This window comes from Streptomyces sp. NRRL S-1813 (genome assembly GCF_000719605.1).
Lineage (GTDB): Bacteria > Actinomycetota > Actinomycetes > Streptomycetales > Streptomycetaceae > Streptomyces > Streptomyces decoyicus.
In genome coordinates, this window is record NZ_JOHB01000014.1 from 116,968 (window position 1) to 139,979 (window position 23,012).

At 71.0% G+C, this 23,012-nt stretch carries 19 protein-coding genes; 10 read left to right on the forward strand and 9 right to left on the reverse strand.

The features are described 5' to 3' along the window. Positions 1-212 precede the first annotated feature (212 nt). A complete protein-coding gene (locus tag IF67_RS0121375) occupies positions 213-2,366 on the forward strand; it encodes an ATP-binding SpoIIE family protein phosphatase (RefSeq protein ID WP_030987978.1) in 2,154 nt (717 codons plus the stop codon). Here the strand turns inward: IF67_RS0121375 and IF67_RS0121380 are convergent. From IF67_RS0121380 to IF67_RS0121390, 3 genes are all read right to left on the reverse strand, one after another. Further along, on the reverse strand, positions 2,306-3,391 hold the full coding sequence (locus IF67_RS0121380; protein ID WP_420708701.1) for an AI-2E family transporter: 1,086 nt from the start codon (positions 3,389-3,391) through the stop codon (positions 2,306-2,308). The two genes, IF67_RS0121375 and IF67_RS0121380, sit on opposite strands and share 61 nt — an antisense overlap. Before the next feature lie 159 nt (positions 3,392-3,550). Continuing rightward, the gene (locus IF67_RS0121385; protein WP_030987984.1) at positions 3,551-4,504 is read right to left on the reverse strand and encodes a pirin family protein; all 954 of its coding nucleotides are present in this window, start codon (positions 4,502-4,504) and stop codon (positions 3,551-3,553) included. Positions 4,505-4,719: 215 nt separating this feature from the next. Next, positions 4,720-5,193, reverse strand: a complete 474-nt coding sequence (locus IF67_RS0121390) for an SseB family protein (protein WP_030075592.1) — start codon at positions 5,191-5,193, stop codon at positions 4,720-4,722. Positions 5,194-5,357: 164 nt separating this feature from the next. On the opposite strand from IF67_RS0121390, the gene IF67_RS0121395 reads away from it, so the two are divergent. From IF67_RS0121395 to IF67_RS0121425, 6 genes are all read left to right on the forward strand, one after another. Next, positions 5,358-7,184, forward strand: a complete 1,827-nt coding sequence (locus IF67_RS0121395; protein WP_030987986.1) for an acyl-CoA dehydrogenase — start codon at positions 5,358-5,360, stop codon at positions 7,182-7,184. A 299-nt stretch (positions 7,185-7,483) separates the two neighbouring features. Beyond that, the gene (locus tag IF67_RS0121400; RefSeq protein WP_030987988.1) at positions 7,484-8,779 is read left to right on the forward strand and encodes a M18 family aminopeptidase; all 1,296 of its coding nucleotides are present in this window, start codon (positions 7,484-7,486) and stop codon (positions 8,777-8,779) included. Between the two features lies 1 nt (position 8,780). After that, positions 8,781-10,847 carry an AfsR/SARP family transcriptional regulator gene (locus IF67_RS0121405; RefSeq protein ID WP_030987989.1) on the forward strand — a complete coding sequence of 689 codons (2,067 nt, stop codon included), beginning with the start codon at positions 8,781-8,783 and terminating at the stop codon, positions 10,845-10,847. A gap of 400 nt (positions 10,848-11,247) precedes the next feature. Next, a complete protein-coding gene (locus IF67_RS0121410; RefSeq protein WP_030987990.1) occupies positions 11,248-12,075 on the forward strand; it encodes a DUF4232 domain-containing protein in 828 nt (275 codons plus the stop codon). A gap of 724 nt (positions 12,076-12,799) precedes the next feature. Then, entirely contained in the window at positions 12,800-13,870 is a 1,071-nt protein-coding gene (locus IF67_RS0121420; protein WP_234341229.1) for a helix-turn-helix domain-containing protein, read from the forward strand. 226 nt (positions 13,871-14,096) lie between these two features. Continuing rightward, positions 14,097-14,768 carry a DUF4232 domain-containing protein gene (locus IF67_RS0121425; RefSeq protein WP_030987993.1) on the forward strand — a complete coding sequence of 224 codons (672 nt, stop codon included), beginning with the start codon at positions 14,097-14,099 and terminating at the stop codon, positions 14,766-14,768. A gap of 72 nt (positions 14,769-14,840) precedes the next feature. Here the strand turns inward: IF67_RS0121425 and IF67_RS0121430 are convergent, their stop codons facing one another. Beyond that, positions 14,841-16,649, reverse strand: a complete 1,809-nt coding sequence (locus tag IF67_RS0121430) for an NHL domain-containing thioredoxin family protein (protein ID WP_030987994.1) — start codon at positions 16,647-16,649, stop codon at positions 14,841-14,843. 64 nt (positions 16,650-16,713) lie between these two features. Between IF67_RS0121430 and IF67_RS0121435 the strand changes: the two genes are divergently transcribed. Both IF67_RS0121435 and IF67_RS0121440 read left to right on the forward strand, forming a co-directional pair. Continuing rightward, on the forward strand, positions 16,714-17,244 hold the full coding sequence (locus IF67_RS0121435) for an LURP-one-related/scramblase family protein (protein ID WP_051818395.1): 531 nt from the start codon (positions 16,714-16,716) through the stop codon (positions 17,242-17,244). Positions 17,245-17,395: 151 nt separating this feature from the next. Next, positions 17,396-18,220, forward strand: coding sequence for a maleylpyruvate isomerase family mycothiol-dependent enzyme (locus tag IF67_RS0121440; protein ID WP_030987995.1), 825 nt, complete (start codon positions 17,396-17,398; stop codon positions 18,218-18,220). Positions 18,221-18,384: 164 nt separating this feature from the next. Here the strand turns inward: IF67_RS0121440 and IF67_RS0121445 are convergent, their stop codons facing one another. The 3 genes from IF67_RS0121445 to IF67_RS0121455 all read right to left on the reverse strand — a co-directional run bounded on the left by IF67_RS0121445 (position 18,385) and on the right by IF67_RS0121455 (position 21,449). Next, a complete protein-coding gene (locus tag IF67_RS0121445) occupies positions 18,385-19,638 on the reverse strand; it encodes an MFS transporter (protein ID WP_037839669.1) in 1,254 nt (417 codons plus the stop codon). An 89-nt stretch (positions 19,639-19,727) separates the two neighbouring features. Next, positions 19,728-20,411 carry a GntR family transcriptional regulator gene (locus IF67_RS0121450; protein ID WP_030987999.1) on the reverse strand — a complete coding sequence of 228 codons (684 nt, stop codon included), beginning with the start codon at positions 20,409-20,411 and terminating at the stop codon, positions 19,728-19,730. Positions 20,412-20,576: 165 nt separating this feature from the next. Continuing rightward, positions 20,577-21,449, reverse strand: a complete 873-nt coding sequence (locus IF67_RS0121455; protein WP_030988001.1) for a GNAT family N-acetyltransferase — start codon at positions 21,447-21,449, stop codon at positions 20,577-20,579. 207 nt (positions 21,450-21,656) lie between these two features. Between IF67_RS0121455 and IF67_RS44340 the strand changes: the two genes are divergently transcribed. After that, positions 21,657-21,833, forward strand: coding sequence for a hypothetical protein (locus IF67_RS44340; RefSeq protein WP_199812759.1), 177 nt, complete (start codon positions 21,657-21,659; stop codon positions 21,831-21,833). Between the two features lie 27 nt (positions 21,834-21,860). Here IF67_RS44340 and IF67_RS0121465 read toward each other — a convergent pair whose 3' ends face one another. Both IF67_RS0121465 and IF67_RS45775 read right to left on the reverse strand, forming a co-directional pair. Continuing rightward, entirely contained in the window at positions 21,861-22,283 is a 423-nt protein-coding gene (locus tag IF67_RS0121465; RefSeq protein WP_030988002.1) for a VOC family protein, read from the reverse strand. Between the two features lie 51 nt (positions 22,284-22,334). Then, positions 22,335-22,469, reverse strand: coding sequence for a hypothetical protein (locus IF67_RS45775; RefSeq protein ID WP_267959225.1), 135 nt, complete (start codon positions 22,467-22,469; stop codon positions 22,335-22,337). Between the last annotated feature and the right edge of the window lie 543 nt (positions 22,470-23,012).

Below are 23,012 nucleotides of genomic sequence, written 5' to 3' on the forward strand. Positions count from 1 at the left end.
CGGGCTCGGATGCCCGGTCGCTCTCCCCGTGGATCACCCGAAAGGCCACCCCAGGATTGACATAACCGCTCCAGGTTACCGTCCCGGCCCGCACGTCTTCGTTGACATATACGCATCAGCGTCGCCCGGGGCCGGGTGAGGCTTCCCGACTGGGACGATGGTCACTTCCGGCTCGCTGGTCGGGCCCCTCCAAAGGCACATAAAGTGATGCAATGCGCACCGAGGATCTCCTGGCCGCCATCGCGACCGGCCTGTGGCGCTGGGACAACGCATCGGGACGGGTGACCCTCGACGCCGAAGCGGCCCGGCTGCTCGGGCTGCCCGCCGCCCCGGTGGAGCTGACCGAGGCCGCGGTGCGCTCCCGCTTTCATCCCGTCGACTTCGCCGAGATCAACGGGATCGTGCAGCTCGCGGTCGCCGAGAAGACGCTCGCCGAGGCCCGGCTGCGCATCGTGGACGAGCGCGGGCGGGTGCAGCGCATCGTCCGCTCCCGCTCCCGCCCCCGGACCGTCGACGGCGGTTTCGAGCTGGTCGGCACCCTTCAGGAGGTGCCCGAGCCACAGCCCGGGACCTCCGCAGCGCACACCCCGATAACGGGCGACTGGCGCCGTTCGCGCGAGGCGTTCCTGCTGGACGCGGGCCGGGGACTGGCCGAGGCGCGGTCCACCGCCGAGGTGCTGCGGGTCGCCGCCGGACTGTCGATGCCCGGGTTCATGCCGGACGGGCTGGCAGTCTTCGGCATCGAGGGTGACCGGCTGTCGGTGATCGGCCATCACGGCCACCATGCCGACGACGAGCGGCCGTTCGTCGCCATGACGCGGGAGACCGAGTATCCGGCCGCCGAGGTCATCCGCACCGGCCGGGCCATCTATCTGCCCACGCCCGAGGACTACAGCCGCCGCTACCCCGCCACCTGGCCGCTGGCCGCCCGCTTCCGCCGTACGTCCTGGGCGTTCCTGCCGCTGGTGAACGCGGGCCGGACGATCGGCGCCTGGATGGCGGCGTTCACCCAGCCGGTGGCGTTCACTCCCGACGAGCGCTCGGTGCTGACCACCGTCGCCCGGATGCTGGCCCAGGCCCTGGCCAGGGCCGGTGTGCAGGAGGAGCAGCAGGAGCTGGCACTGGGGCTCCAGCGCAGCATGATGCCGACCGTGCAGCCGGACATCCCGGGGATGACGGTCGCGGCCCGCTATGTCCCGACCGGCGGCGGGCTGGAGGTCGGCGGCGACTGGTACGACATGATCCCGCTGCCGTCCGGCCGGATCGCCCTGGTCATCGGGGATGTCCAGGGCCACGACGTCCGGGCCGCGGGCCTGATGGGACAGCTGCGGATCGCGCTGCGGGCCTACGCCTCCGAGGGCCACCACCCCGACGCGGTGCTCTCCCGCGCCTCCCGGTTCCTGGCCGGGATCAACGAGACCGAGTTCCGCGGCCACGGCGAGGACCAGCGCTTTGCGACCTGCCTCTACATCGAGGTGGATCCGGCGACGGGACTGCTGGACATCGCGCGGGCCGGCCACCCCGACCCGGCGATCCGGATGAGCGACGGCACGATGCTGGTCCGGCCCACCGCGGGCGGGCTGCCGCTGGGCATCGTCCCGGACACCGACTACCCCACGACCCGGTTCGTCCTGGAGCCCGGCGAAACCATGATGGTGTGCACCGACGGACTGATCGAGACCGGCGGCCACGATCTGGAGACCGGCTGGGCGCGCCTGCGCGACATCCTCGAGGCGCATGAGCCCGGCGAGGACGACGAGAGCCTGGAACGGCTCGCCGACGCCCTGGTCCAGGCCGTGCACGGACCGCCGTCGCATCACACCACCGGGCCGCTGGCGGACCGCCGCGAGGACGACATCGCCGTACTGCTGCTCCGCCGCGAGGGCGACAGCTGCGGGATCGGTACCGGCGGTCTGCTGACCCCGCAGCCCGTACGGCGCACCGTGCTCTCCGTCGCGCAGGCCGAGCCGGAGCGGATAGCCGAGGCGCGCCGTCAGGTCCGTGATGTGCTGCACGACTGGGCCGACCCGGACCAGGTGGACTCGGCGGTGCTGATGGTCTCCGAGATGGTCACCAACGTCCTGCTGCACACCGACGGGGACGCGCTGCTGGTCGCCGAGATCGCCGGCGAGCGAGGCGCCCGGCGCATCCGCGTCGATGTCGCGGACAGCAGCGACGAGTTGCCGCACCGCCGCTGCCCCGGCGAACTGGCGTCGTCGGGGCGCGGTCTGCTGCTGCTGGAGCTGCTGGCCGGGGCGTGGGGCGTGGATCCGCGCGGGGACGGCAAGTCGACGTGGTTCGAGCTCTACGAGGACGCGGGGGACGCGGCGGGTCCGGTGTCACCGGAGTCCGAACCCTCGGCGTAGTACGCCCGCAGCTCCTGGAGCACACCGGTGACGGCGGCGGTCAGCGGTACGGACAGCAGCATGCCGAGGATTCCGGCGACGCTGGCGCCCGCGGTGATCGCCAGCAGCACCGTCGCCGGATGCATATGGACCGTACGGCTCTGGATCATCGGCTGGAGTACATGCCCCTCCAGCACCTGCACGGCCAGGACGACGCCGAGCGCCCAGAGCGCGATCACGAAGCCGCGGTCGGCCAGCGCCACGAGGATCGCCACGGCGCCGGAGATGAAGGCGCCGAGGTAGGGGATATAGGCGCCGACGAAGACCAGCGCGCCCAGCCCGACGGCGCCCGGCACCCGAAGGATCAGCAGTCCGACGGTGATGCAGATGGCGTCGATCAGGGCGATGAAGGTGGTGCCCCGCATGAAACCCTCGATGGACTGGAAGCCGCGGCGGGCCATCCGCTCCAGCTGCGGTGCGGAGCTGCCCGGCGCCCAGCGGTTCAACGTGCGCACGGCCTTGTGGGAGTCGCGCAGGAAGAAGAAGGTCAGCAGCAGGGCCAGGACCGCGGCGGCGAGGAACTGGCCGACCGCACTGACACCGGTCAGCAGCCCCGAGGCCGCGGTGCCGCCGAACTTGGTGACCAGCCCCTTGGACTTGGAGGCGAGATCGTCGAGCGAGGCACCGGCCGCGCCGAAGTGCTGGGAGAGATCCTTGGCGGCTTGTCGGAGCGAGGAGATGATCTGGTCACCGGTGTCGACCAGCGCACTGATGACGATGTATCCGGCGCCGCCGACCACCAGCACAAGAACGGCACAGGTCAGCCCGGCCGCCAGCGAATGGTTGAGCTTCATCGCCACCAGCCGCCGGTAGAGCGGTCCGAGCAGCCCGCTGCCGAGCAGCGCCAGCAGTACGGGCGTCACCGCCGCGCTGAGTTCGACACACAGCCACACCACGAGGGCCACCACGGCCGCGATCAGCAGCCCCAGCAGACACCAGGCCCCGGCACGGCGGGCCTGGACCGGCAGCAACGGCTGTGAGGGCAGTGGCCGTTCAGGCTCGGCGTCGCGCCCTTTTCCGTCCGATCCATCCGAGTCGTTTTGCACCCGGACAGTCCACCACGGCCGAAGGCCCGGGGCGCGGACCCCGAAACGGGTCAAGGGCGGTGTTTCACGTGAAACACCGCCCTTGCCGCCGACGCGGCGTCAGTGCTCGCCGGCGGGGATCTTCCCGAGCCGGCCGGCCTGGAAATCCTCGAAGGCCTGGGCCAGTTCGGCATGGGTGTTCATCACGAACGGGCCGTAATGCATCATCGGCTCGCGGATCGGCTGCCCGCCCAGCAGCACCACCTCGAAGTTCGGGCTGCGCGACTCCTGGGACTCGTCCGCCCGGATCGTGATCGAGTCTCCGGTGCCGAACACGACCGCCTGCCCCATCCGGAACGGGCGGCCCTCCGCACCGGCCGAGCCGCTTCCGGCCAGGGCGTAGGCGAGGGCGTTGAAGTCCTTGCGCCAGGGCAGGGTGAGCTCGGCGCCCGGGTTCACCGTCACATGCATCATCGTGATCGGCGTATGCGTGATGCCCGGACCGTTGTGGCCGTCGATGTCACCGGCGATCAGCCGCAGCAGCGCGCCGCCGTCGCCCGAGGTCAGCAGCTTGACCTGGCCGCCACCGATGTCCTGGTAGCGAGGGGCCATCATCTTGTCGCTCTTCGGCAGGTTGACCCACAACTGGAGGCCGTGGAAGAGACCGCCGGACATGACAAGCGACTCCGGCGGCGCCTCGATGTGCAGCAGCCCCGAGCCGGCCGTCATCCACTGGGTGTCGCCGTCGTTGATGACGCCGCCGCCGCCGTGCGAGTCACGGTGCACGAAGGTGCCGTCGATCAGATACGTCACCGTCTCGAAGCCGCGGTGCGGGTGCCACGGCGTGCCCTTGGGCTCTCCGGGCGCGTACTCCACCTCGCCCATCTGGTCCATCATGATGAACGGGTCGAGGTGCTTGTAGTCGATGCCGGCGAACGCCCGGCGCACCGGGAAGCCCTCGCCCTCGAAGCCGCTGGGAGCGGTGGCAACGGCCAGCACGGGACGGGTGTGTGCCGCGACGGGCGCCGCCACACGCGGCAGGGTCAACGGGTTCTCTACGGTCACAGCGGGCATGACGGCCTCCTCGGTCGTTCGCTCAACTTAGTTGAATGGTGAACAACCTGCAAGGCGTGCGGCATTCCCGCGCGTATTTCCGCAGGTCGAAGGGGTTGATCCGGACCGGCTCCGGCGCCGGACCGGCGCACACACTTCGGGCCGGCCCCCCGTCCGGGACCGGCCCTCGCATCAGCCGCCGCGGCGGCCATCAGCCATCTGCACAGCAGTGGCGGTCAGCCATACATACGACGCATGGCGAAGTCGACCATCTGCTCCACGGCCTTCGCGTCGAAGACCATCCGGTGGTCACCTTCCATGTCGAGGACGAACCCGTAGCCGGTCGGCAGCAGATCGAGCACCTCGGCGCCGGTGATCACGAAGTACTTGGACTCCTTGCCCGCGTACCGCCGCAGCTCCTTGAGGGAGGTGAACATCGGGATCACCGGCTGCTGGGTGTTGTGCAGCGCCAGGAAGCCGGGGTTGTCGCCACGCGGGCAGTAGATCTTGGACGTGGAGAAGATGCCCTGGAAGTCCTCGGCCGACATCGAGCCGGTGGTGAAGGCGCGCACCGCATCGGCGAGGGAGGGCGGGGACGGCTCGGGATACAGCGGCTGTTCGCCGTAGCCCCCGGGGGCCGCTTGCTGCGGCGGGGGCGGCGCTCCGTACTGCTGCTGCCCTGCACCCGCGTTCTGGTCGTAGCCGTACATGCGCCACAGCGTACTGAGTCGGCGATTCGCCGGGGGACGCTCGTCACAGATGGGCGGTAGGGGTTGATTCTTATTACCGGTGGGTAGCATCATCGTAGGTACTTGCTACTTGCTGGTATTTGCGTTTGAGGTCCTCCCTCCCGAACCCTTACGGAGCCGTATCCATGGGGCACTACAAGTCGAATCTCCGCGACATCGAGTTCAACCTCTTCGAGGTGCTCGGCCGTGACAGCGTGTACGGCACCGGACCGTTCGCGGAGATGGATGTCGACACTGCCAAGAGCGTGCTGTCCGAGATCGCCCGGCTGTCCGAGAACGAGCTGGCCGAGTCGTTCGCCGACGCGGACCGCAACCCCCCGGTCTTCGACCCGGACACCAACACCGCGCCGGTTCCGGACACCTTCAAGAAGAGCTACCAGGCCTTCATGGACGCCGAGTGGTGGCGTCTGGGCATCCCGGAGGAGCTCGGCGGCACCACTGCGCCCCGCTCCCTCCTGTGGGGCTTCGCCGAGACGATCCTGGGCGCCAACCCGGCCGTGTGGATGTACGCATCCGGCCCCGCCTTCGCCGGTGTCCTCCACGAGGAGGGCACCGAGGAGCAGCACCGCATAGCCCAGCTGATGGTGGACAAGCAGTGGGGCTCCACGATGGTGCTCACCGAGCCGGACGCCGGTTCGGATGTCGGCGCCGGCCGCACCAAGGCCGTGCAGCAGGCGGACGGCTCCTGGCACATCGAGGGCGTCAAGCGCTTCATCACCTCCGGTGAGCACGACATGTCCGAGAACATTGTGCACTTCGTCCTCGCCCGCCCCGAGGGTGCCGGTCCGGGCACCAAGGGCCTGTCGCTGTTCATCGTGCCGAAGTACGACTTCGACTGGGAGACCGGCGAGCTGGGCGAGCGCAACGGCGCCTACGCCACGAACGTCGAGCACAAGATGGGCCTGAAGGCCTCCAACACCTGCGAGATGACCTTCGGCGCCAACCACCCGGCCAAGGGCTGGCTGCTGGGCGAGAAGCACGACGGCATCCGCCAGATGTTCAAGATCATCGAGTTTGCGCGGATGATGGTCGGCACGAAGGCCATCGCCACCCTCTCCACGGGCTACCTCAACGCGCTGGAGTACGCCAAGGAGCGCGTGCAGGGCCCGGACCTGGCGGCCTTCACCGACAAGACCGCCCCGCGCGTCACCATCACCCACCACCCCGATGTGCGCCGCTCGCTGATGACGCAGAAGGCGTACACCGAGGGCATGCGCGCCCTGGTGCTCTACACCGCGACGGTCCAGGACGAGATCCTCGTCAAGGAGGCCGCGGGCGAGGACGCGAGCGCCGCGATCCGCCTCAACGACCTGCTGCTGCCGATCGTGAAGGGCTACGGCTCGGAGAAGTCCTACGAGCAGCTGGCGCAGTCGCTCCAGACCTTCGGCGGCTCCGGCTACCTCCAGGAATACCCGATCGAGCAGTACATCCGGGACGCCAAGATCGACACCCTCTACGAGGGCACCACCGCGATCCAGGGCCAGGACTTCTTCTTCCGGAAGATCGTCCGCGACCAGGGCCAGGCGCTCACCGCCCTCTCCGACGAGATCAAGCAGTTCCTCGCCGACAACACCGGCGGCGAGGAGCTGGAGCAGGCCCGCGGCGAGCTGGCCAAGGCCGCCGCCGACCTCGAGGCGATCGTCGGCGCCATGCTGACCGACCTCGCGGCGACCGAGAAGGACGTCAAGTCCATCTACAAGGTCGGCCTGAACACCACCCGCGTGCTGATGGCCTCCGGCGATGTCGTCATCGGCTACCTCCTGCTCAAGGGTGCGTCGGTGGCCGCCGAGAAGCTGGCCGGCGCCTCGGCGAAGGACAAGCCCTTCTACACCGGCAAGATCGCCGCGGCGAAGTTCTTCGCGCACAACGTGCTGCCGGGTGTCGGCGTCCAGCGCGGTCTGGCCGAGTCCGTCGACCAGTCGCTGATGGAGCTCGACGAGGCCGCCTTCTAGGAGCGCGTTTCGCGGCCCCGCCGCGGCGGCCGTTCTTAGACATCTCTCAGATTGGCCGTTCAGACTGATGGTGCCCGCCTCTCTTCCCCCGGAGAGGCGGGCTTCGTCATGTCCGGTCCACGGTCGCACCGGCCGCCATGGCCGCGCGGCACGTACGCCGGGGACATCGGCCCGGAAACCCGGAATCGCCCGCTCCAGAGGGCTTTCCCGTCCCGAATACGGAAATCCTGGCCGGAAGGGAGCGGAGTCACGATGCCTGCGCACGGGGAATGCGGCGTCCGGCTCCTTATGCTGAATCCATGACCAACTCCGCCCGCTTCGATCGCGGCCACACCGACGACCTCATGTCCTTCCTCGCCGCCAGCCCGTCGCCCTACCACGCGGTGGCGAATGCGGCGGAGCGGCTGGAGAAGGCCGGGTTCCGGCAGGTCGCCGAGGTCGATGAATGGGACGGCGGGACCGGCGGGAAGTATGTGCTGCGCGGCGGCGCGATCATCGCCTGGTACGTCCCCGAGGGCGCAAGCGCCTCGACTTCGTACCGGATTGTCGGTGCACACACAGACTCTCCCAATTTGCGCGTCAAACCGATTCCGGACACCGGCTCCCGGGGCTGGCGGCAGATCGCCGTCGAGATCTACGGCGGCACGCTGCTCAACACCTGGCTCGACCGCGACCTGGGGCTGAGCGGGCGGGTGACGCTCAGTGACGGCAGCCACCGGCTCGTCCACGTCGACCGGGCGTTGCTGAGAGTGCCCCAGCTGGCCGTACACCTCGACCGCTCGGTGAACGCCGACGGCCTGAAGCTGGACAAGCAGCGCCATATGACGCCGATCTGGGGCCTGGGCGAGGTGGCCGAGGGCGATCTGATCACCTTCGTCGCCGAGGAGAGCGGCATACCGGCCGACGACATCAAGGGCTGGGACCTGATGATGCACAGCATCGAGGCGCCCGCCTACCTGGGCCGCGACCGCGAGCTGGTGGCCGGCCCCCGGATGGACAACCTGGTGTCCGTGCACGCCGGTACGGCCGCGCTCACCGCCGCTGCGGCCGCCGGGAGCGAGCTGACCAGCATTCCGGTGCTGGCCGCCTTCGACCACGAGGAGAACGGCAGCCAGTCCGACACCGGCGCGGACGGGCCGCTGCTCGGCACGGTGCTGGAGCGCTCGGTCTTCGCCCGCGGCGGCTCGTACGAGGACCGGGCGCGGGCCTTCGCCGGCACCATCTGCCTGTCGTCCGACACCGGGCACGCCGTCCACCCCAACTACAGCGAACGGCACGAGCCGGGCCACCACCCGATGCCAAACGGCGGGCCGATCCTCAAGGTCAACGTCAATCAGCGCTATGCCACGGACGGCAGCGGACGGGCCGTCTTCGCGGCGGCCTGCGAGCGTGCCGAGGTGCCGTGGCAGAGCTTTGTGTCCAACAACTCGATGCCGTGCGGCACCACCATCGGGCCGATCACCGCGGCCCGCCACGGCATCGCCACCGTCGACATCGGCGTTGCCATCCTGTCCATGCACTCGGCGCGTGAGCTGTGCGGCGCCGAGGACCCGTATCTGCTGGCGAACGCCCTGACGGCCTTCCTGGAGGGCTGAGTTGGAATTCTCACTGCTCGGTCCGATCGCCGTGACGACCGGCTCCGCGGAGCTGTCGCTCGGCCCCGCCAAACGGCGGAGTGTGCTGGCACTGCTGTTGTTGCAGCCCAACACCACCGTCCCACTGGAGCAGTTGATCGACTCCCTGTGGGAGGAGGAGCCGCCCGAACACGCCCGTACGGTCGTCCAGGGGCATGTCTCGCGGCTGCGCGCCACGCTCGCCGAGGGCGGTGCGGAGGCGTACGGCATCGAGCTGGCCACCCATGGCTCGGCCTATCTGCTGCGGCTGCCGGAGGAGCTGATCGACGCCCACCGGTTCGGTGAACTGGTGGCGCTGGCGCGCCCCGAGGCGGCGCCGGCCGATGCCGTACCGCTGCTGCGCGAGGCACTGGGGCTGTGGCGCGGGCCCGCGCTGACCGGCACGGTCACCAGCCCGCCGTTCGCAGCCGCCGCACATGCGCTGGAGGAGCGCCGGCTGACGGCCGTCGAGGCGCTGGGGCGGGCGCACGGCACGCTCGGCGAGCACGAACAGGCCGCGGCCATCCTCTACTCCGCGGCCGTCAACCACCCCTTGCGGGAGGGGCTGATCGCCGGGCTGATGCGCGCGCTGTTCCATACGGGGCGGCAGTCCGACGCGCTGGAGTGGTTCCACCGCACCCGGCGGCTGCTCAACGAGGAGCTGGGTGTCGACCCCGGCGAGCGGCTGCGGGGCGCCTACGAGGAGATTCTGCGGGCGGAGGCGGCCGGCGGGGGACGGACGGGCGCGGCGAAGCCTGCAAGCGGGGCGCGCGGAACGGGCGGCACTTCCGGTGGGACGACTTCCGGAGACGGCCGTTCCGGAACTTCCGGAGAGGGTCGTTCCGCAACGGGCGGTGGAGCACGGCCCGTTGACGGTACGGCGCGGACGCCCGTACCGGGGAGTGCCGGCACGGACGATGCGCGCGGTGACACGGGTGCACCAGGTACCGACGGGACGAGCCAAGGAACACCGGCCGGCGGCCGTGGCGGGTCCGGCTCCGGGCGGACCGGTGCACCACCGCGGCTGCTGCCCCGGCCGCCGGCCCGCTTCCTGGGCCGGGAGGACCAACTCGCCGCGCTGACCACGGTGCTGACGGACGGTACGACCGGCGAGAGCCCGCTCGCGGTGGTGGCCGGACCGGCCGGCGTCGGCAAGACCGCCTGCGCCGTTCAGTGGGCACATCTGTATGCCGGATCCTTCCCCGACGGGCAGCTCTTCGCCGATCTGCGCGGCTTCGGCGAGGGCGACGAGGCGGCGCCGGCCGAGATCCTGGGCGACTTCCTGCTGGCGCTCGGCACTCCACCGGAGCGGGTGCCGAGTTCGGCGCAGGCCGCATCGGCACTGTTCAGGTCGCTGGTCGCGGAGCGCCGGCTGCTGGTCGTCCTCGACAATGCGCGCAGCTCGGCCCAGGTACGGCCGCTGCTGCCCGGCGGTCCGCACTGCGCCACGGTCGTCACCAGCCGCAGCCGTCTCGACGGCCTGGTCGCCACCGACTGCGCCCGGCCGGTCGGTCTCCAGACGCTCGGCCACGAGGAGGGCGCGGCACTGCTCGGCGCCATGCTCGGCCCGGACCGGGTCGCCGAGGACCCGGCCGCCGCGCGGGAACTGGTCGACCTGTGCGACGGTCTGCCGCTGGCGCTGCGGGCCGCGGCGGCCCAGCTGACCGCCCGGCCGCGCTGGCGGCTGGCCCGGCTGGCGGCCGCGCTGCGCGACGAACGGCGGCGGCTGGCGCTGCTGTCGGCCGAGGACACCGGCATCGCGGCGGCACTTCGGATGTCCGTCGCCCGGCTGTCCGCGGACGACGCACGGCTGCTCAGCGCGCTGGCGACCAGCGCGGACGGGCACCTCAACGCGTCGCTGGCGGCGGCGCTCGCCGGGTACGACCCGGAGCGCACCCAGGACGGTCTGGACCGGCTCACGGAGATGCACCTGGTGGACGAAGAGGCCACCGATGTCTACACGATCAGCACGCTGACGCAGTTGTTCGCACGGGACGAGCGCGGTGAAGGCGGCGAGAGCGACACCGGCGGAACGGGCGACGGGAGCTAGGGCGTTTCGTTCGGATCAGGGTGGATCAGGGAGCGGGGTCTGGTGCGTGCGATCGCAAGGCGGAGGAGGCAGTCGACGCGGAGCGTCGGCGAGTGACGACAACGCGGATGGGGCCCCCGCGCCGTTCAGGCGTGGGGGAGTGCGTGCCAGACCCCGCGAGCCCACCATGATCCGAACGAAACGCCCTAGGCCTGTCGTTCGGATCAGGCCCTGGGGAGTGACGGCCGCGGCTGAGCCGTGGCCGTCACTCCCCTGCCGGCGCGGGGGAACGTTAGGCGCACGTTAGTGGCACGGCAGCGGCGGACGGCAACCTGGTGTTCAGGCCGGAGGACAGCTCACAGGCCGGACCGCAGGACGTACCGCAGCCGCGGCACGGACCACCGACCGGGGGAGACCCGAAATGCCGCGCAGCCATACCCGCTCCGAGGCCGTCGTCGAGACGGGCGCCGGCACCGCCACCGGTGTTCCTCTTGGGTCCCGTACCGCCCGCCGCCGGACGCTGCGGATCGCCGCGGCCGGGCTCACCGCCGTCGCCGCCCTCGGCCTCACCGCCTGCGGCAGCCAGGACAACCCCCTCCAGACCAGCGCCGCCAAGCCGTTCCACCCGGCGCACCGGGACTCCGATGCCCCGGCCGCGAGGGCTGAGGGTGCCGCCCCGGACGGCGCACGGACCGGCGGTGGCCGGACGGAACAGGTCGCCGCGGGACACGGTGGCAACGGCACCGGAGCGGACGCGGGGACGAATGCCGCCGGGGCGATCACGAACGGCGCGGGCCAGTCCGCCGACGCCCCCGGCGTCCGGCACCGCGCCTGCGACGCCGCGAAGATCCGCATCGTCGCCGAGCCGCTGACCCGGCCGGTCAACCACCTGCTGGTGAAGGCCACCAACACCTCCGGCGCCACCTGCGACCTCTACTTCGCACCGTATCTGCGGTTCGACGCGGCGCAGTCCCCGCTCCCCGAGCTGCCGGACAGCAAGCCCCAGGCCGTGGTCACCCTCGCCCCCGGCGAGTCCGGCTACGCCGGCGTGCTGACCTCGTCCGCCGACGGCTCCGGCCGCAACGGCCGCACCGTGACCTCGCTGTCGGTCAGCCTCCCCGGCCGTGACGGCAAGGGCAGCATCGGCGGCTCGGCGGCGGTGGCGCTTCCCCTTGGCTCGGTGTACCTCGACGACAGCGCCTGGGTGACCTACTGGCAGTCGGACGCGAGCGAGGCAGCGGCCTGGTGAGCCGCGCCCGGTGCTCCGCAGTCCGGCCGACTGACAGTTGCTGAGCGACTGACAACTGCCGAACGGCCTCCTGGCAGGCCGTCACCCACCGATCCCGTTCGATCCCATCCGACGCCGTCCGACGCCGTCCGATGCCGTCGACGGAGATCCCCCTGAACCAGGGCGCCCGCATCCCCCAGCGGGCGCCCTTTCCCCTGTCCGGCGTCCCGTCATGTCTCGCACAGCGGCCGACCCTGTCCCGGCATTCCCGTAGCTCCGCAGGTCACAGCCGTGCGACCGGTCGGGACATCTCATGGGACGAGGAACCTCCGGCCGGCGCCCGTGCCCCGCTCGACGATGGATTCCGTCGCCGCGACCAGACCATCCGGTGGCTCAGCCATCGGCCAACCGGCCGCCTGCGGAGGGGAATCGGCATGTACGAGCACAGCAGCACGCACCCGGCGGACACCACGACCCCCGCGCACTGCGCAGCACCCACGCGCCAGAAGAATTCCCCGTTCCGCAGGACCGTCCTGCGCACGTTCCTGCCCGCGGTGGCCGCCGCCGGCATCGGCGTCGCCGGGTTCGCGGGGCCCGCCCACGGCAGCGGGGCAGGCTCCGCGGCGGCCGCCGGCGGGCACTCCACGACCGCCACCAAGCTCTCCCGCGCCTCCTCCGCCACCGGCTCCGCCCTGACCGCCCGCACCGGTTCCGTGAAGCAGGCCGCGGCTGCGGACTTCCCCACATGGGGCACCCGTTGGACGGTGCACGCCACCGCGGACGCCAAAAGGACGGCTACCGCCAGGACTGCTCGGGCTATGCGTCGATGGCGCTCGGGCTGCCGACGCCCGGGACCAACACCGTGGGCCTGGCCACCCATCGCAACATCACCCGGCCCCTCTCGCTGGGCGAGCTCAAGCCCGGCGACCTGCTCATCGACGCGGCCGGCCGTAAGCCGTTAGCTCCTCTGCCCGATGAACTCTCCGGCCCGATGCGGGACTTCGTCGCCGCTCTGCGCCGTATGCATGGCGAACTCGGATACAGCCTCAAGGAGCTGGAGGGCCGGCTGCCCGCCAGCCGCTCGTCCCTCTCGCGCTATCTGCGCGGTCAGAGCCTGCCGGACGAACGGTTGTTGGTGCAGTGGTGCAAGCTCTCCTTCACCGGTGCGGACCGGCTGCCCGCCCTGGTCGAACTGCTGCATCGCGCCCTGGAGGCAGCGGATGCGGGCGAGCGGGGAGCGGCGGACGAGGCGGCGGAGCGGGACGCCGCGTCCCCGGAGGTGCCCCGGGCCGACGCCCGGGACGGGGCCGGGACCGACACGGCAGCCGGGGCCGGGTCGACGGCCGGGAGGCGTCGGGTGCGGCTGGTGCTCGCCGCGCTCGGGGCCGCCGCGGTGATCGCCGCAGCGGCGCTGGCCGTACCGGCGCTGACCGGCGCGGACGGGGCGACGGACGACGGCGACCGCCGGACGCAAGGCGCGCAGGCCGAGGCCCCGGCCGCCGGTTCCGCCCGGATCACCGTCCACAATGTCGAACGGAACTGTCAGCACCGGCGCACCGAGAACTGCGCACTCGGCCTGGCCGGCGACCCGTACCGGCCCTACCGCCGCTCCAACATCGTGGGCCATGTCCGGCACGGCGACGTGCTGCACGCCGTCTGCCGGATCGCCGACGGAGTCACGGTCACCGACGAGGTGGGCGGGCACAGCAGCATGTGGTTCCGGGTAGCTCACGACGGCAAGCAGGTGTGGGTGCCGGGCATCCGCATTCGCCCGGAACAGCTGGAGAACACCGAGCTGCCCAGCTGCCCGGACTGATCTTCGACGGCTGCCGCGGAACGGTGCCGAGCCGCCCACAAGCTGATCTTCACGCCCTCTCCACGGACCGTTCTCGACTCCGTATACCCCCTCTGACCTGCTATGACGCGCCATCGGGCCAGGGCGCGGCGCACCCGCCCTGGCGCATTGCCCGGCAATGGATATCGTGGCCGTGCCATGACAGCCACGCCACGCTGATTGCAGCAACCCACGGGGGGAACCACCCATGACCGCACGCCGCTCCCGCAGCCGATCCGCCGCGTACGCCGCGCTGGCCCTCGGACTGGCCGGTTCGCTCGCCCTGACCGGCTGCAACAGCCACTCCTCGAAGAAGTCGAAGAAGTCCTCCTCGTCGAAGTCGAAGATGTCCTCCTCGTCGTCCTCGAAGAGCAAGAAGCGCAGGATCATCGGTGGCGGCACGGCCGCGACGGGAGCGGGCACGGCGTCGCAGCGGGTCCCCGACTGCTACCCCAGCACGTACAAGGTCACGTTCTCCCAGCAGACCGGCCCGAAGAGCCATGTGGCGTTGAAGTTCAAGAACTCCACCAGCCGCGACTGCAAGCTCTACAACGCGCCGCTGCTGCGCTTCAACAACGCCAAGACCCCGCTGCCCCTCCTCCAGGGCACGCCCGGCCACCTCGACGGCACCCGCATCACGGTGCCCGCCCACGGATACGCCTACGCGGTCATCCCGACCAACACCGCGGCCGCCAAGGGCACCGAACAGAAGTCGGTGACCATCGACTTCATGGGCATCTCGGCGAGCTCCGTCACGCACGGTCCGGTCACCGTCAACTTCGCGGAGAAGCGGCTGCACCTCTCCGTCGGCAAGAGCAAGGTCACCAACTGGAGCTCGAGCATTCACGGGGCCCAGCTGGCGGGCGGCGTCGGAAAGTAACCCGCCGACGCCTCGCCTTTCCCACCGGCCGAACCCGTCCCGGACCCGGCCGGCGGGCCCGGGGTCTCGCTCCTACTCGGCGTCCAGCCCTGCCAGGACGAGCCCCAGCCGGGCCACCCCGCCCTCGGCGATCTCGACCGGCACGCCCCAGTCCTGCTGGTGCACATGGCAGGCCGGGTACTCGATGTCCGGGTCGTCGTCACAGGACGCGGCCATCGCCGAGACATGCAGCACGCCTTCGGTCACGCCGTCCGCGAGCACCAGATCCCGTGCGAGGTCGGTGCCCGCGCCCGCGCCGTCGGCGAGCAGCTCCGGCGGCGTCGCGCTGACCAGCAGCCGCGTGGAGGGGCCGTAGCGGGTGTCGAGCTTCTGGCCCGCCGGGGCCTGGAAGACCACATCGAGCCGCAGCGCGCCCGGGGCGACTTCGGTGGCCGCGCGCTGGGTGCGGTGCGCCACCGATTCGACGCGGACCGCCTCCTCGGGCAGCCTCAGCCGGGTCAGCCGGTGCCGCGCCGACTCCACCACCACGATGTCGTCGTCGACGAGCACTGCGTCGGACGGCTCGCGCAGATCCGTCGCCAGCGTCGTCACCTCGCCGCTGGCAGGGTCGAAGCGGCGCAGTGCGTGGTTGTACGTGTCCGCGATGGCGACCGAGCCGTCGGGCAGGGCGGTCACGCCCAGCGGGTGCTGGAGCAGCGCCTGGCCGGCGGCGCCGTCGCGGTGGCCGAAGTCGAAGAGACCGGTGCCGACGGCCGTACGGACGACATATCCGTCGCCCTCCTCGGCGGGCTCCACCCAACGGACCGCGCTGGTCTCGGAGTCCGCGATCCACAGCCGGTCGCCGGCTGCCGCGAGCCCGGACGGCTGGGCGAACCACGCCTCCGCGGCCGGGCCGTCCACCAGGCCCTCGTTGGTCGTGCCGGCCGCGACCTCGACCGTGCCGGCGGCCGGGTCGTAGGTCCACAGCTGGTGCACCCCGGCCATCGCGATCCACAGCCGGTCCCGCCACCAGGCGATGTCCCACGGCGAGGAGAGGTCCACCTCACGCGCCGCTCCTGAGGTCGGCGAGCCCTGCCACCACTGTTTGCCGGTGCCGGCCACCGTCTCCAGCGCGCCGGTTTCCGGATCGAAGACGCGCAGGGCGTGGTTGACGGTGTCCGCGACGGCCACCCGGCCGTCGGGCAGCAGCTCCAGGCCCTGCGGCTCGTTGAAGGAGTCCGCGGTCAGCCCGCGCTCGCCGGTACCGATGCGGCGCAGCACCTGCTCGCCGTCCGCCGCCAGCTCCACCAGCTGGTGCCGGGTGGTGTCCGAGACGAGGAAGCTGCCGCCCGGCAGCCGGACCGCCTTGCCGGGAAAACGCAGATCGGTGGCGACGGGCTCCGGCGGCACGTACGGGCCGTCACCGCGCCGCAGCGTGCCCTTCGCGCCGTGCTCGGCCTCCAGCTCCTCGACGAGCTTCTCGATGGCGTGCGCATGGCCCTCGCCGGCGTGCTGCGCGACGACATACCCCTCGGGGTCGATCACCACGAGCGTGGGCCAGGCCCGTACCGCGTACTGCTTCCACGTGGCGAGCTCGGGATCGTCCAGGACCGGGTGCTCGACGCCGTAGCGCTCCACGGCGTCCACGACCGCCTGGTGCTCGGCTTCGTGCACAAACTTCGGGGAGTGCACACCGACGATCACGACCGTGTCGCGGTGCCGCTCCTCCAGCTCCCGCAGCTCGTCCAGGACATGCAGACAGTTCACACAGCAAAAGGTCCAGAAGTCCAGGACGACAATGCGTCCTCGCAGGTCAGAGAGGGTGAGATCCTTGTTGCCGGTGTTCAGCCAGCCGCCCTTGCCGATCAGCTCGGGGGCGCGGACGCGTGCACGTGAAGCCATGTGCACATTCAACGTCACTCCGGTGCGTGCGCATTCCGCAGGTCCCCGCGGGAACACGTCAGCCATGCAGCAATCTCCCGGGGGGCCGCCCCCGCACTCGGGCAAGTACGTGGTGCGCGACCGCATCTTCGGCATCGGCGACGACTACTGGATCGACGACGAGCACGGGCGGCACGCCTTCCTCGTGGACGCGAAGGCGCTGCGGCTGCGGGAGACCTTCGAGCTGAAGGACACCGAGCGGCGGGTGCTGATCACCATCCGCAAGAAGATGCTCAGCCTGCGCGACACGATGACCATCGAGCGGGACGACCAGCCGCTGGCCACGATCAAGCGCAAGCGGCTCTCGCTACTGCGCAACCACTACCGCGTCGAGCTGGTGGACGGCACCGAGCTGGATGTCAGCGGAAAGATCCTGGACCGGGAGTTCGCGATCGAGTACGACGGCGAACTGCTCGCGGAGATCTCGCGGCGCTGGCTGACCGTGCGCGACACCTATGCGGTCAATGTCGTACGGGACGACGCGGACCCGCCGCTGCTGATCGCCGTCGCGGTGTGTGTGATCCGGCTGGCGGAGCGGGAGCACGGGGACGACTGACGAGCGGCCTTCCCGGCCGCACGCCGCACCCCTCTGCGGCCCGGAAACATCGGCCTACGATGGTCATCCGAAAGCACTGCCGGGGTGCCCGTGCGCAGCGTAACTTAACTGCACAGACAGCAGCCCGCGTACGAACCGTCCGAGGGGTCCCGTGACCGTCCATCCCAGCCTTCAGTCCTCCATCGATGCCTGGACTCACTCCATAGAAGCGATAACCGAGCTGGTCACTCCGCTCGTCGAAGGCGAGTGGAACAGGGCGACGGGCCTCCCAGGATGGTCCGTTCGCGATGTGGTCTCCCACGTCATCGGCCTGGAATGCGAAATGCTGGGCGACCCGCGGCCGATCCACACGCTGCCGCGCGACCTCTACCACGTACGCAGCGAGTCGGCGCGGCGCATGGAGGTGCAGGTCGACGTCCGCCGTCACCACACCGCGCCGGAGATGCTCAGCGAACTCGAATACACCGTCATCCGCCGCTCGCGGCAGCTGCGCAACGAGTCCCGCCAGCCGGACGCCGTGGTGCGCAGCCCGCTCGGTGAGGACCGTTCGCTGGAATTCGTGCTGCAACAGCGGGCGTTCGACGTCTGGGTACATGAGCAGGACCTGCGCCGGGTGCTCGGCAAGCCCGGCAATCTCGACTCCCCCGGCGCGTATGTGACGCGCGATCTGTTGGTGAAGGTGCTGCCCGGCATCGTCGCCAAGAGGGCCCAGGCACCCGCCGATTCGGCGGTGGTCTTCGACGTCAGCGGGCCGCTGGAATTCCTGCGCACGGTCCGCCTCGACGCCGAGGGCAAGGCCACGATCGACGGCAGCGTCTCGCTCGGCCCGACCGTGACGCTCGCCCTGGACTGGGACACCTTCCACCAGCTGGCCTGCGGCCGGGTCCGTCCGGCGGCCGTCGCCGAGCAGGTCAAGATCGACGGCGATCATGGGCTGGCCCAGGCGATCCTGGACAACTTCGCCATCACGCCGTAGCGGGGAGGGCCCGGCGGCGTCCCGGCGAGTCGCCACGCCAACCGAGGCCCTGCCCCTCGGCCGGCCGGCACACGCGGAGGGGGCCCGGAGTTGAGCCGTTTCACGTGAAACAGCCCTGTCCGTTCCACGTGAAACGGACCGGCCGACCGCCCCGGTTCCGGGCCTCAGGCCGGCACGTGGAACGCCTCGACGCGGCTGACGACCAGCCGCTCGCGCTCGCGCCGTGCCGCGCGCCGACGCAGCCGCAGAATCTGAGAAACGCCGGTCGCTTCCAGGACGAAGACCGAGGCGAAGGCGATCCGGTAGTTGTCGCCGGTCGCGTCCAGCAGGACGCCGACGGCGAGCAGGGTCGTCATCGAGGCCGTGAAGCCGCCCATGTTGACGATGCCGGAGGCGGTGCCCTGGCGCTCCGGCGGGTTGGCGGGCCGCGCGAAGTCGAAGCCGATCATCGAGGCGGGGCCACAGGCGCCCAGTACCGCGCACAGTGCGATCAGCAGCCCCATCGGCGCATGATCGGCCGGCCAGCACAGCACGATCGCCCACATCAGGGCTGTGGCGCCGACGGTGCCCAGTGCCAGCGGGGTCCGGGCCGCGTGATGGCGGGCGATGATCTGGCCGTAGACCAGGCCCACCGCCATGTTGGAGAGCACCACGAGGGTGAGCAGTTCACCGGCGGTGCCACGGGACAGGCCCTGCGCCTCGACGAGGAACGGCAGGCCCCAGAGCAGCAGGAACACCATCGCGGGGAACTGGGTGGTGAAGTGCACCCACATGCCCAGCCGGGTGCCGGGCTCACGCCAGGCGTCCATGATCTGACGGCGCACGAATCCGGCGCCGGTGTGCTCGGCGGATGCGGGCGGCGGCTCGAAGCCCTTGGGGTGGTCCTTGAGGAAGAGCAGCAGCACGACCAGCACGACGATGCCGCCGGCAGCGCTGGAGGCGAAGGTCGGGGTCCAGCCGAAGGTGTGCAGGAAGCGGGCGAGGACGAGCGTGGAGATCAGATTGCCCGCCATCCCCACCAGCGCGGCGATCTGCGCAATCATCGGGCCGCGGCGGGCCGGGAACCACCGGGAGCCCAGCCGCAGCACGCTGATGAAGGTCATCGCGTCCCCGCAGCCGAGCAGGGCCCGCGAGCCGAGCGCCATGGCGTACGACGAGGAGAGGGCGAAGCCGAACTGGCCGACGGTGTAGAGCACCACGCCGAGGGTCAGCACCTTCTTGGGGCCGAGCCGGTCGACCATCAGGCCGACGGGGATCTGCATCCCCGCGTAGACCAGCAGCTGAAGGATGGAGAACGTCGACAGCGCCGAGGCGTTGATGTGGAAGCGCTGGGCGGCGTCCAGGCCGGCGACGCCGAGGCTGGTGCGGTAGGTGATCGCCACGAAGTAGACCGCAACGCCGATGCCCCAGACGGCCATCGCCTTACGGCCGCCGGGCGGATCGGCGGGCAGCAGCCGGGCGGAGCCGCCGCCTATGCCGGAGCTGCCGGCGCTTTCGGGGCCACCGCTCATCGCACGTCCCCCTGCGCGAGGTTACGGACCCAGCTGACGTGCCGGTGCACGGCGTCGGTGGCGGCGTCCGCATCCCCTGCGCGCAGGGCTTCGAGGATCTCCGCATGCTCGGTGATGTTCTTGGCGATCCGGTCCGGGTGGGCATGCATCACCGCGACGCCCATCCTCAACTGACGGTCGCGCAGCTGCTCGTAGAGCCGGTCCAGGATCTGATTGCCGGCGCTGCGCACAATGGCGGCGTGGAAGGCGCGGTCGGTGACGGAGACGGCGGCCAGATCACCGGATGCGGCCTGCTCCCGCATCGTCTCCAGCAGCTCGGTCAGCTCGCCGGTCAGTGCCTCGCTCACGGGCACCGCCTTGGCCGCGGCATGCTTCTCCACCAGCAGCCGGGTCTCGACGACATCGGCGATCTCCTGCGCGGAGACCGGCAGCACCAGCGCGCCCTTCTTCGGATAGAGCTTGATCAGCCCCTCGACCTCCAGCCGCAGCAGCGCCTCACGGACCGGCGTCCGTGACACCCCCACGGCGTCGGCCAGCTCACCTTCGGTGAGCAGCATCCCGCCCTCGTAGCGGCGGTCCAGGACGGCGTCCTTGATGTGCGCATAGACCCGCTCGGCGGCGGGCGGCTGCTTGGCGGCGGGCACTCTGGCAGGAGCGGTGGGCGTAGCGGCGGAGGGCATGCACACAGGATAGATACAACAGGTATGCACACGGCAGTCCATTCCGCGATGCGGACAACGGTGTGGGCATTTGCCCTGGTAGGGGCGCTATTGGCGGCGTCCCGACGGCTGAACGGCGGCCGGTCGGCGAGGCGAGCCCCGGCCGACCGCTGCCCGGCCGCGTGCTCAGGCCGGCATCCGCCCCTGGGCGATCAACCGGTTCACCACCTGTGCGTGGGCGGGGGCACAGCGCTCACGCGCCTCCCGGCGGTCGAACCAGGCGAACTCGGCGATCTCCCGGCCGGGCGCCGGTGCGATGTTCTGCGGCCCGCCGGTGAAGCAGGTCATATGCAGCCGCCGGCCGCTCTTGCCATGGGCGACGTCATGGATGACAAACGCCTCCGACAGCTCCTCGGCGGGCACCACCAGGCCGAGTTCCTCGTGGAGCTCACGCGACAGCGCCTCCCGTGCGGTCTCCCCGGGCTCGTACTTGCCGCCCGGGAGGTAGAACGTGTCATTCCCCCGTGTCCGTACGCTCAGCAGCCGCCCGTCGCGCAGATGCAGCCAGCTCACCGACTTCAGCGGCGCGGCACGCTCCAGGGCGATCAGCGGATGGCCGGTCTCCTCGTCCGTCCGCCGCCCCCGCTCCGTGAAGCCCAGGTGCGCGTAGAAGCGGCGGGCCCGGCCGTTGCCCTCGAAGACCTCCAGGGCCAGCGCTCCGTGCAGCGCCGCCGCATGCTCCAGCAACTCCCGCCCGGCGCCGCCCCCTTGGGCCTCCGGTGCCACGAACAGTCCGCCGACCTCGGCCCCGGGACCGCCCCCGTCGCCTTCCCCGGGGCCGCCGTGCAGCAGTCCGAGCAGCCCGATGACACTGCCCGCACGCTCGGCGACCCAGTTCTCCGCCTGGACGAGATACACCTCGCGGAGGACCCGGGCCCGTTCCCCCTCGCCCTCCCCGTCGACGAACGGGTGCGCCTGCCGCACGGCCCGGGACCACAGATCGGTGACCACGTCCTGGTCGGAGGCCCGATAACGCCGAATGATCATTTCGCTGCTCATTTCGCCGACCGTAAACAGCACGGCCGAGGGCGGCAAACCCTTTTCGCGCCGGGCCCGGACTCTGTCGAAAGGGGGACCGCAGAGGGATGTCGGGTCCGCCTCAAGTCTGACAAGAGTCCATACCTGCCGCGTACGGCCCGGCGCGGATCCCATGGGTGAATAGAGGCAGGGAGCCGGGGAGGCTCCCCCATCCAAGGGGAGTTGACCATGCAGCCCAGGACGAACGCCGGCCGCCGTACGCGGAACACCGTCGTGCTGGCATTGATCGTCGCCGGCCTGTGGGCGGGCGTCGCACTGACCCGCGGCGCCTCGCACCCCGACGATTCCGTCCCGGTCGGGCCGGTGGCACACTTCAGCCGCGCGGTGGAGCTCATCCGCGGCTGACCGGGGCGGCGGGCGCCGCGGTGCCCGCTACGCCTTCCGCGGCTCACCGCAATAGGTGCCGAACGACCAGCGGTTGCCCTCGGGATCGCGGGCGCCGAAGCCCCGCGAACCGTACTCGGTGTCGGTCAGCTCATCGGTGATCTCCGCGCCGGCCGCTCTGGCGCGGGCACACAGCTCGTCGGGGTGCTCGGTGACGACATAGGCCCCGAACGTCCCCGGCCGCAGCGGCCAGCGGTCCTCGTCCGCGTCCTTGACGGAGCCGAGCATGATCCCGCCACCTTCCGGCCAGGAGAGCTGGGCGTGCTCGACGCGCTCGCCCTCCCCGTAGACCACGGTCTCCTCGAAGCCGAACGCATCGACCAGGAAACGGATCAGCGCGCGGGCGTCGCGGGCCCGCAGCGTCGGCCAAACCTGGGGTGCGGGGGTGGTGTCGGACAGGTTCTCGGGCATGGTGGCCGGACCTCCTAGATCGGACAGGCGACCCCTGGTGAGCCGCTGACCTCAGCATTCCTCGATGGCATCCCCGGGAGCTTGGACGTTTCGGAACTCCTCGGCGAGCCATTGGCTGGGCGGGCAGCCGGCCAGCGAGCGGAACTCCCGGGCGAGATGGGCCTGGTCGAAGTAGCCGCAGCGCACGGCCAGATCGGACAGCCGCGGCGGGGTGTCCGAACGGGCCCGCGTCAGCGAGCGCCCGGCGTGCCCGGTCGAAGCGGATGACCCGCGCGGCGGTCTTGGGCGTCAGACCGGTTTCCTGCCGGAAACGGGCGGTCAGATGGCGGGTGCTCCAGCCGATGTCCTCGGCGAGCGTCGCCACCGGTGCGGCACCCCGTGACCGGGCCGGCAACCGCCAGGCACGGACGACCTCCGGCACCGGACCGGCGCCGGTGCCGCGCGGTTCCTGCGACAGGCAGCGCAGCAGATAGGCGTCCAGCAGCGCAAACCGCTCCGGCCAGCTGCGGGCCGTCCGCAGCCGTTCCCCGAGGTCCGTGCCCTGCTGCCCGAGCACCGCCTCCGCGGGAAGGTCGATGCTTGCCAGCTCTGCGACGGGCAGCCCCAGCAACGCGCGGGCGCCCAGCGGGTGCAGACCGACCTGGATGCCGGACTGACGGCCCTGGTGGGTGATCAGCGCGGGGCCGGTGTGCAGACCGCCGATGAGGGCGCCGTAGGTGCCGGGGGCCT

What these genes read in the sequence shown, in the direction of transcription:
- IF67_RS0121410 (WP_030987990.1), top strand. Translation starts at nt 11,248, where the DNA reads ATGCCGCGCAGCCATACCCGCTCCGAGGCCGTCGTCGAGACGGGCGCC.
- IF67_RS0121395 (WP_030987986.1), top strand. Translation starts at nt 5,358, where the DNA reads ATGGGGCACTACAAGTCGAATCTCCGCGACATCGAGTTCAACCTCTTC.
- IF67_RS0121420 (WP_234341229.1), top strand. Translation starts at nt 12,800, where the DNA reads ATGGGGCACCCGTTGGACGGTGCACGCCACCGCGGACGCCAAAAGGAC.
- IF67_RS0121375 (WP_030987978.1), top strand. Translation starts at nt 213, where the DNA reads ATGCGCACCGAGGATCTCCTGGCCGCCATCGCGACCGGCCTGTGGCGC.
- IF67_RS0121425 (WP_030987993.1), top strand. Translation starts at nt 14,097, where the DNA reads ATGACCGCACGCCGCTCCCGCAGCCGATCCGCCGCGTACGCCGCGCTG.
- IF67_RS0121435 (WP_051818395.1), top strand. Translation starts at nt 16,714, where the DNA reads ATGCAGCAATCTCCCGGGGGGCCGCCCCCGCACTCGGGCAAGTACGTG.
- IF67_RS44340 (WP_199812759.1), top strand. Translation starts at nt 21,657, where the DNA reads ATGCAGCCCAGGACGAACGCCGGCCGCCGTACGCGGAACACCGTCGTG.
- IF67_RS0121385 (WP_030987984.1), bottom strand. Translation starts at nt 4,504, where the DNA reads ATGCCCGCTGTGACCGTAGAGAACCCGTTGACCCTGCCGCGTGTGGCG.
- IF67_RS0121465 (WP_030988002.1), bottom strand. Translation starts at nt 22,283, where the DNA reads ATGCCCGAGAACCTGTCCGACACCACCCCCGCACCCCAGGTTTGGCCG.
- IF67_RS0121450 (WP_030987999.1), bottom strand. Translation starts at nt 20,411, where the DNA reads ATGCCCTCCGCCGCTACGCCCACCGCTCCTGCCAGAGTGCCCGCCGCC.
- IF67_RS0121400 (WP_030987988.1), top strand. Translation starts at nt 7,484, where the DNA reads ATGACCAACTCCGCCCGCTTCGATCGCGGCCACACCGACGACCTCATG.
- IF67_RS0121390 (WP_030075592.1), bottom strand. Translation starts at nt 5,193, where the DNA reads ATGTACGGCTACGACCAGAACGCGGGTGCAGGGCAGCAGCAGTACGGA.
- IF67_RS0121455 (WP_030988001.1), bottom strand. Translation starts at nt 21,449, where the DNA reads ATGAGCAGCGAAATGATCATTCGGCGTTATCGGGCCTCCGACCAGGAC.
- IF67_RS0121445 (WP_037839669.1), bottom strand. Translation starts at nt 19,638, where the DNA reads ATGGCCGTCTGGGGCATCGGCGTTGCGGTCTACTTCGTGGCGATCACC.
- IF67_RS0121430 (WP_030987994.1), bottom strand. Translation starts at nt 16,649, where the DNA reads ATGGCTTCACGTGCACGCGTCCGCGCCCCCGAGCTGATCGGCAAGGGC.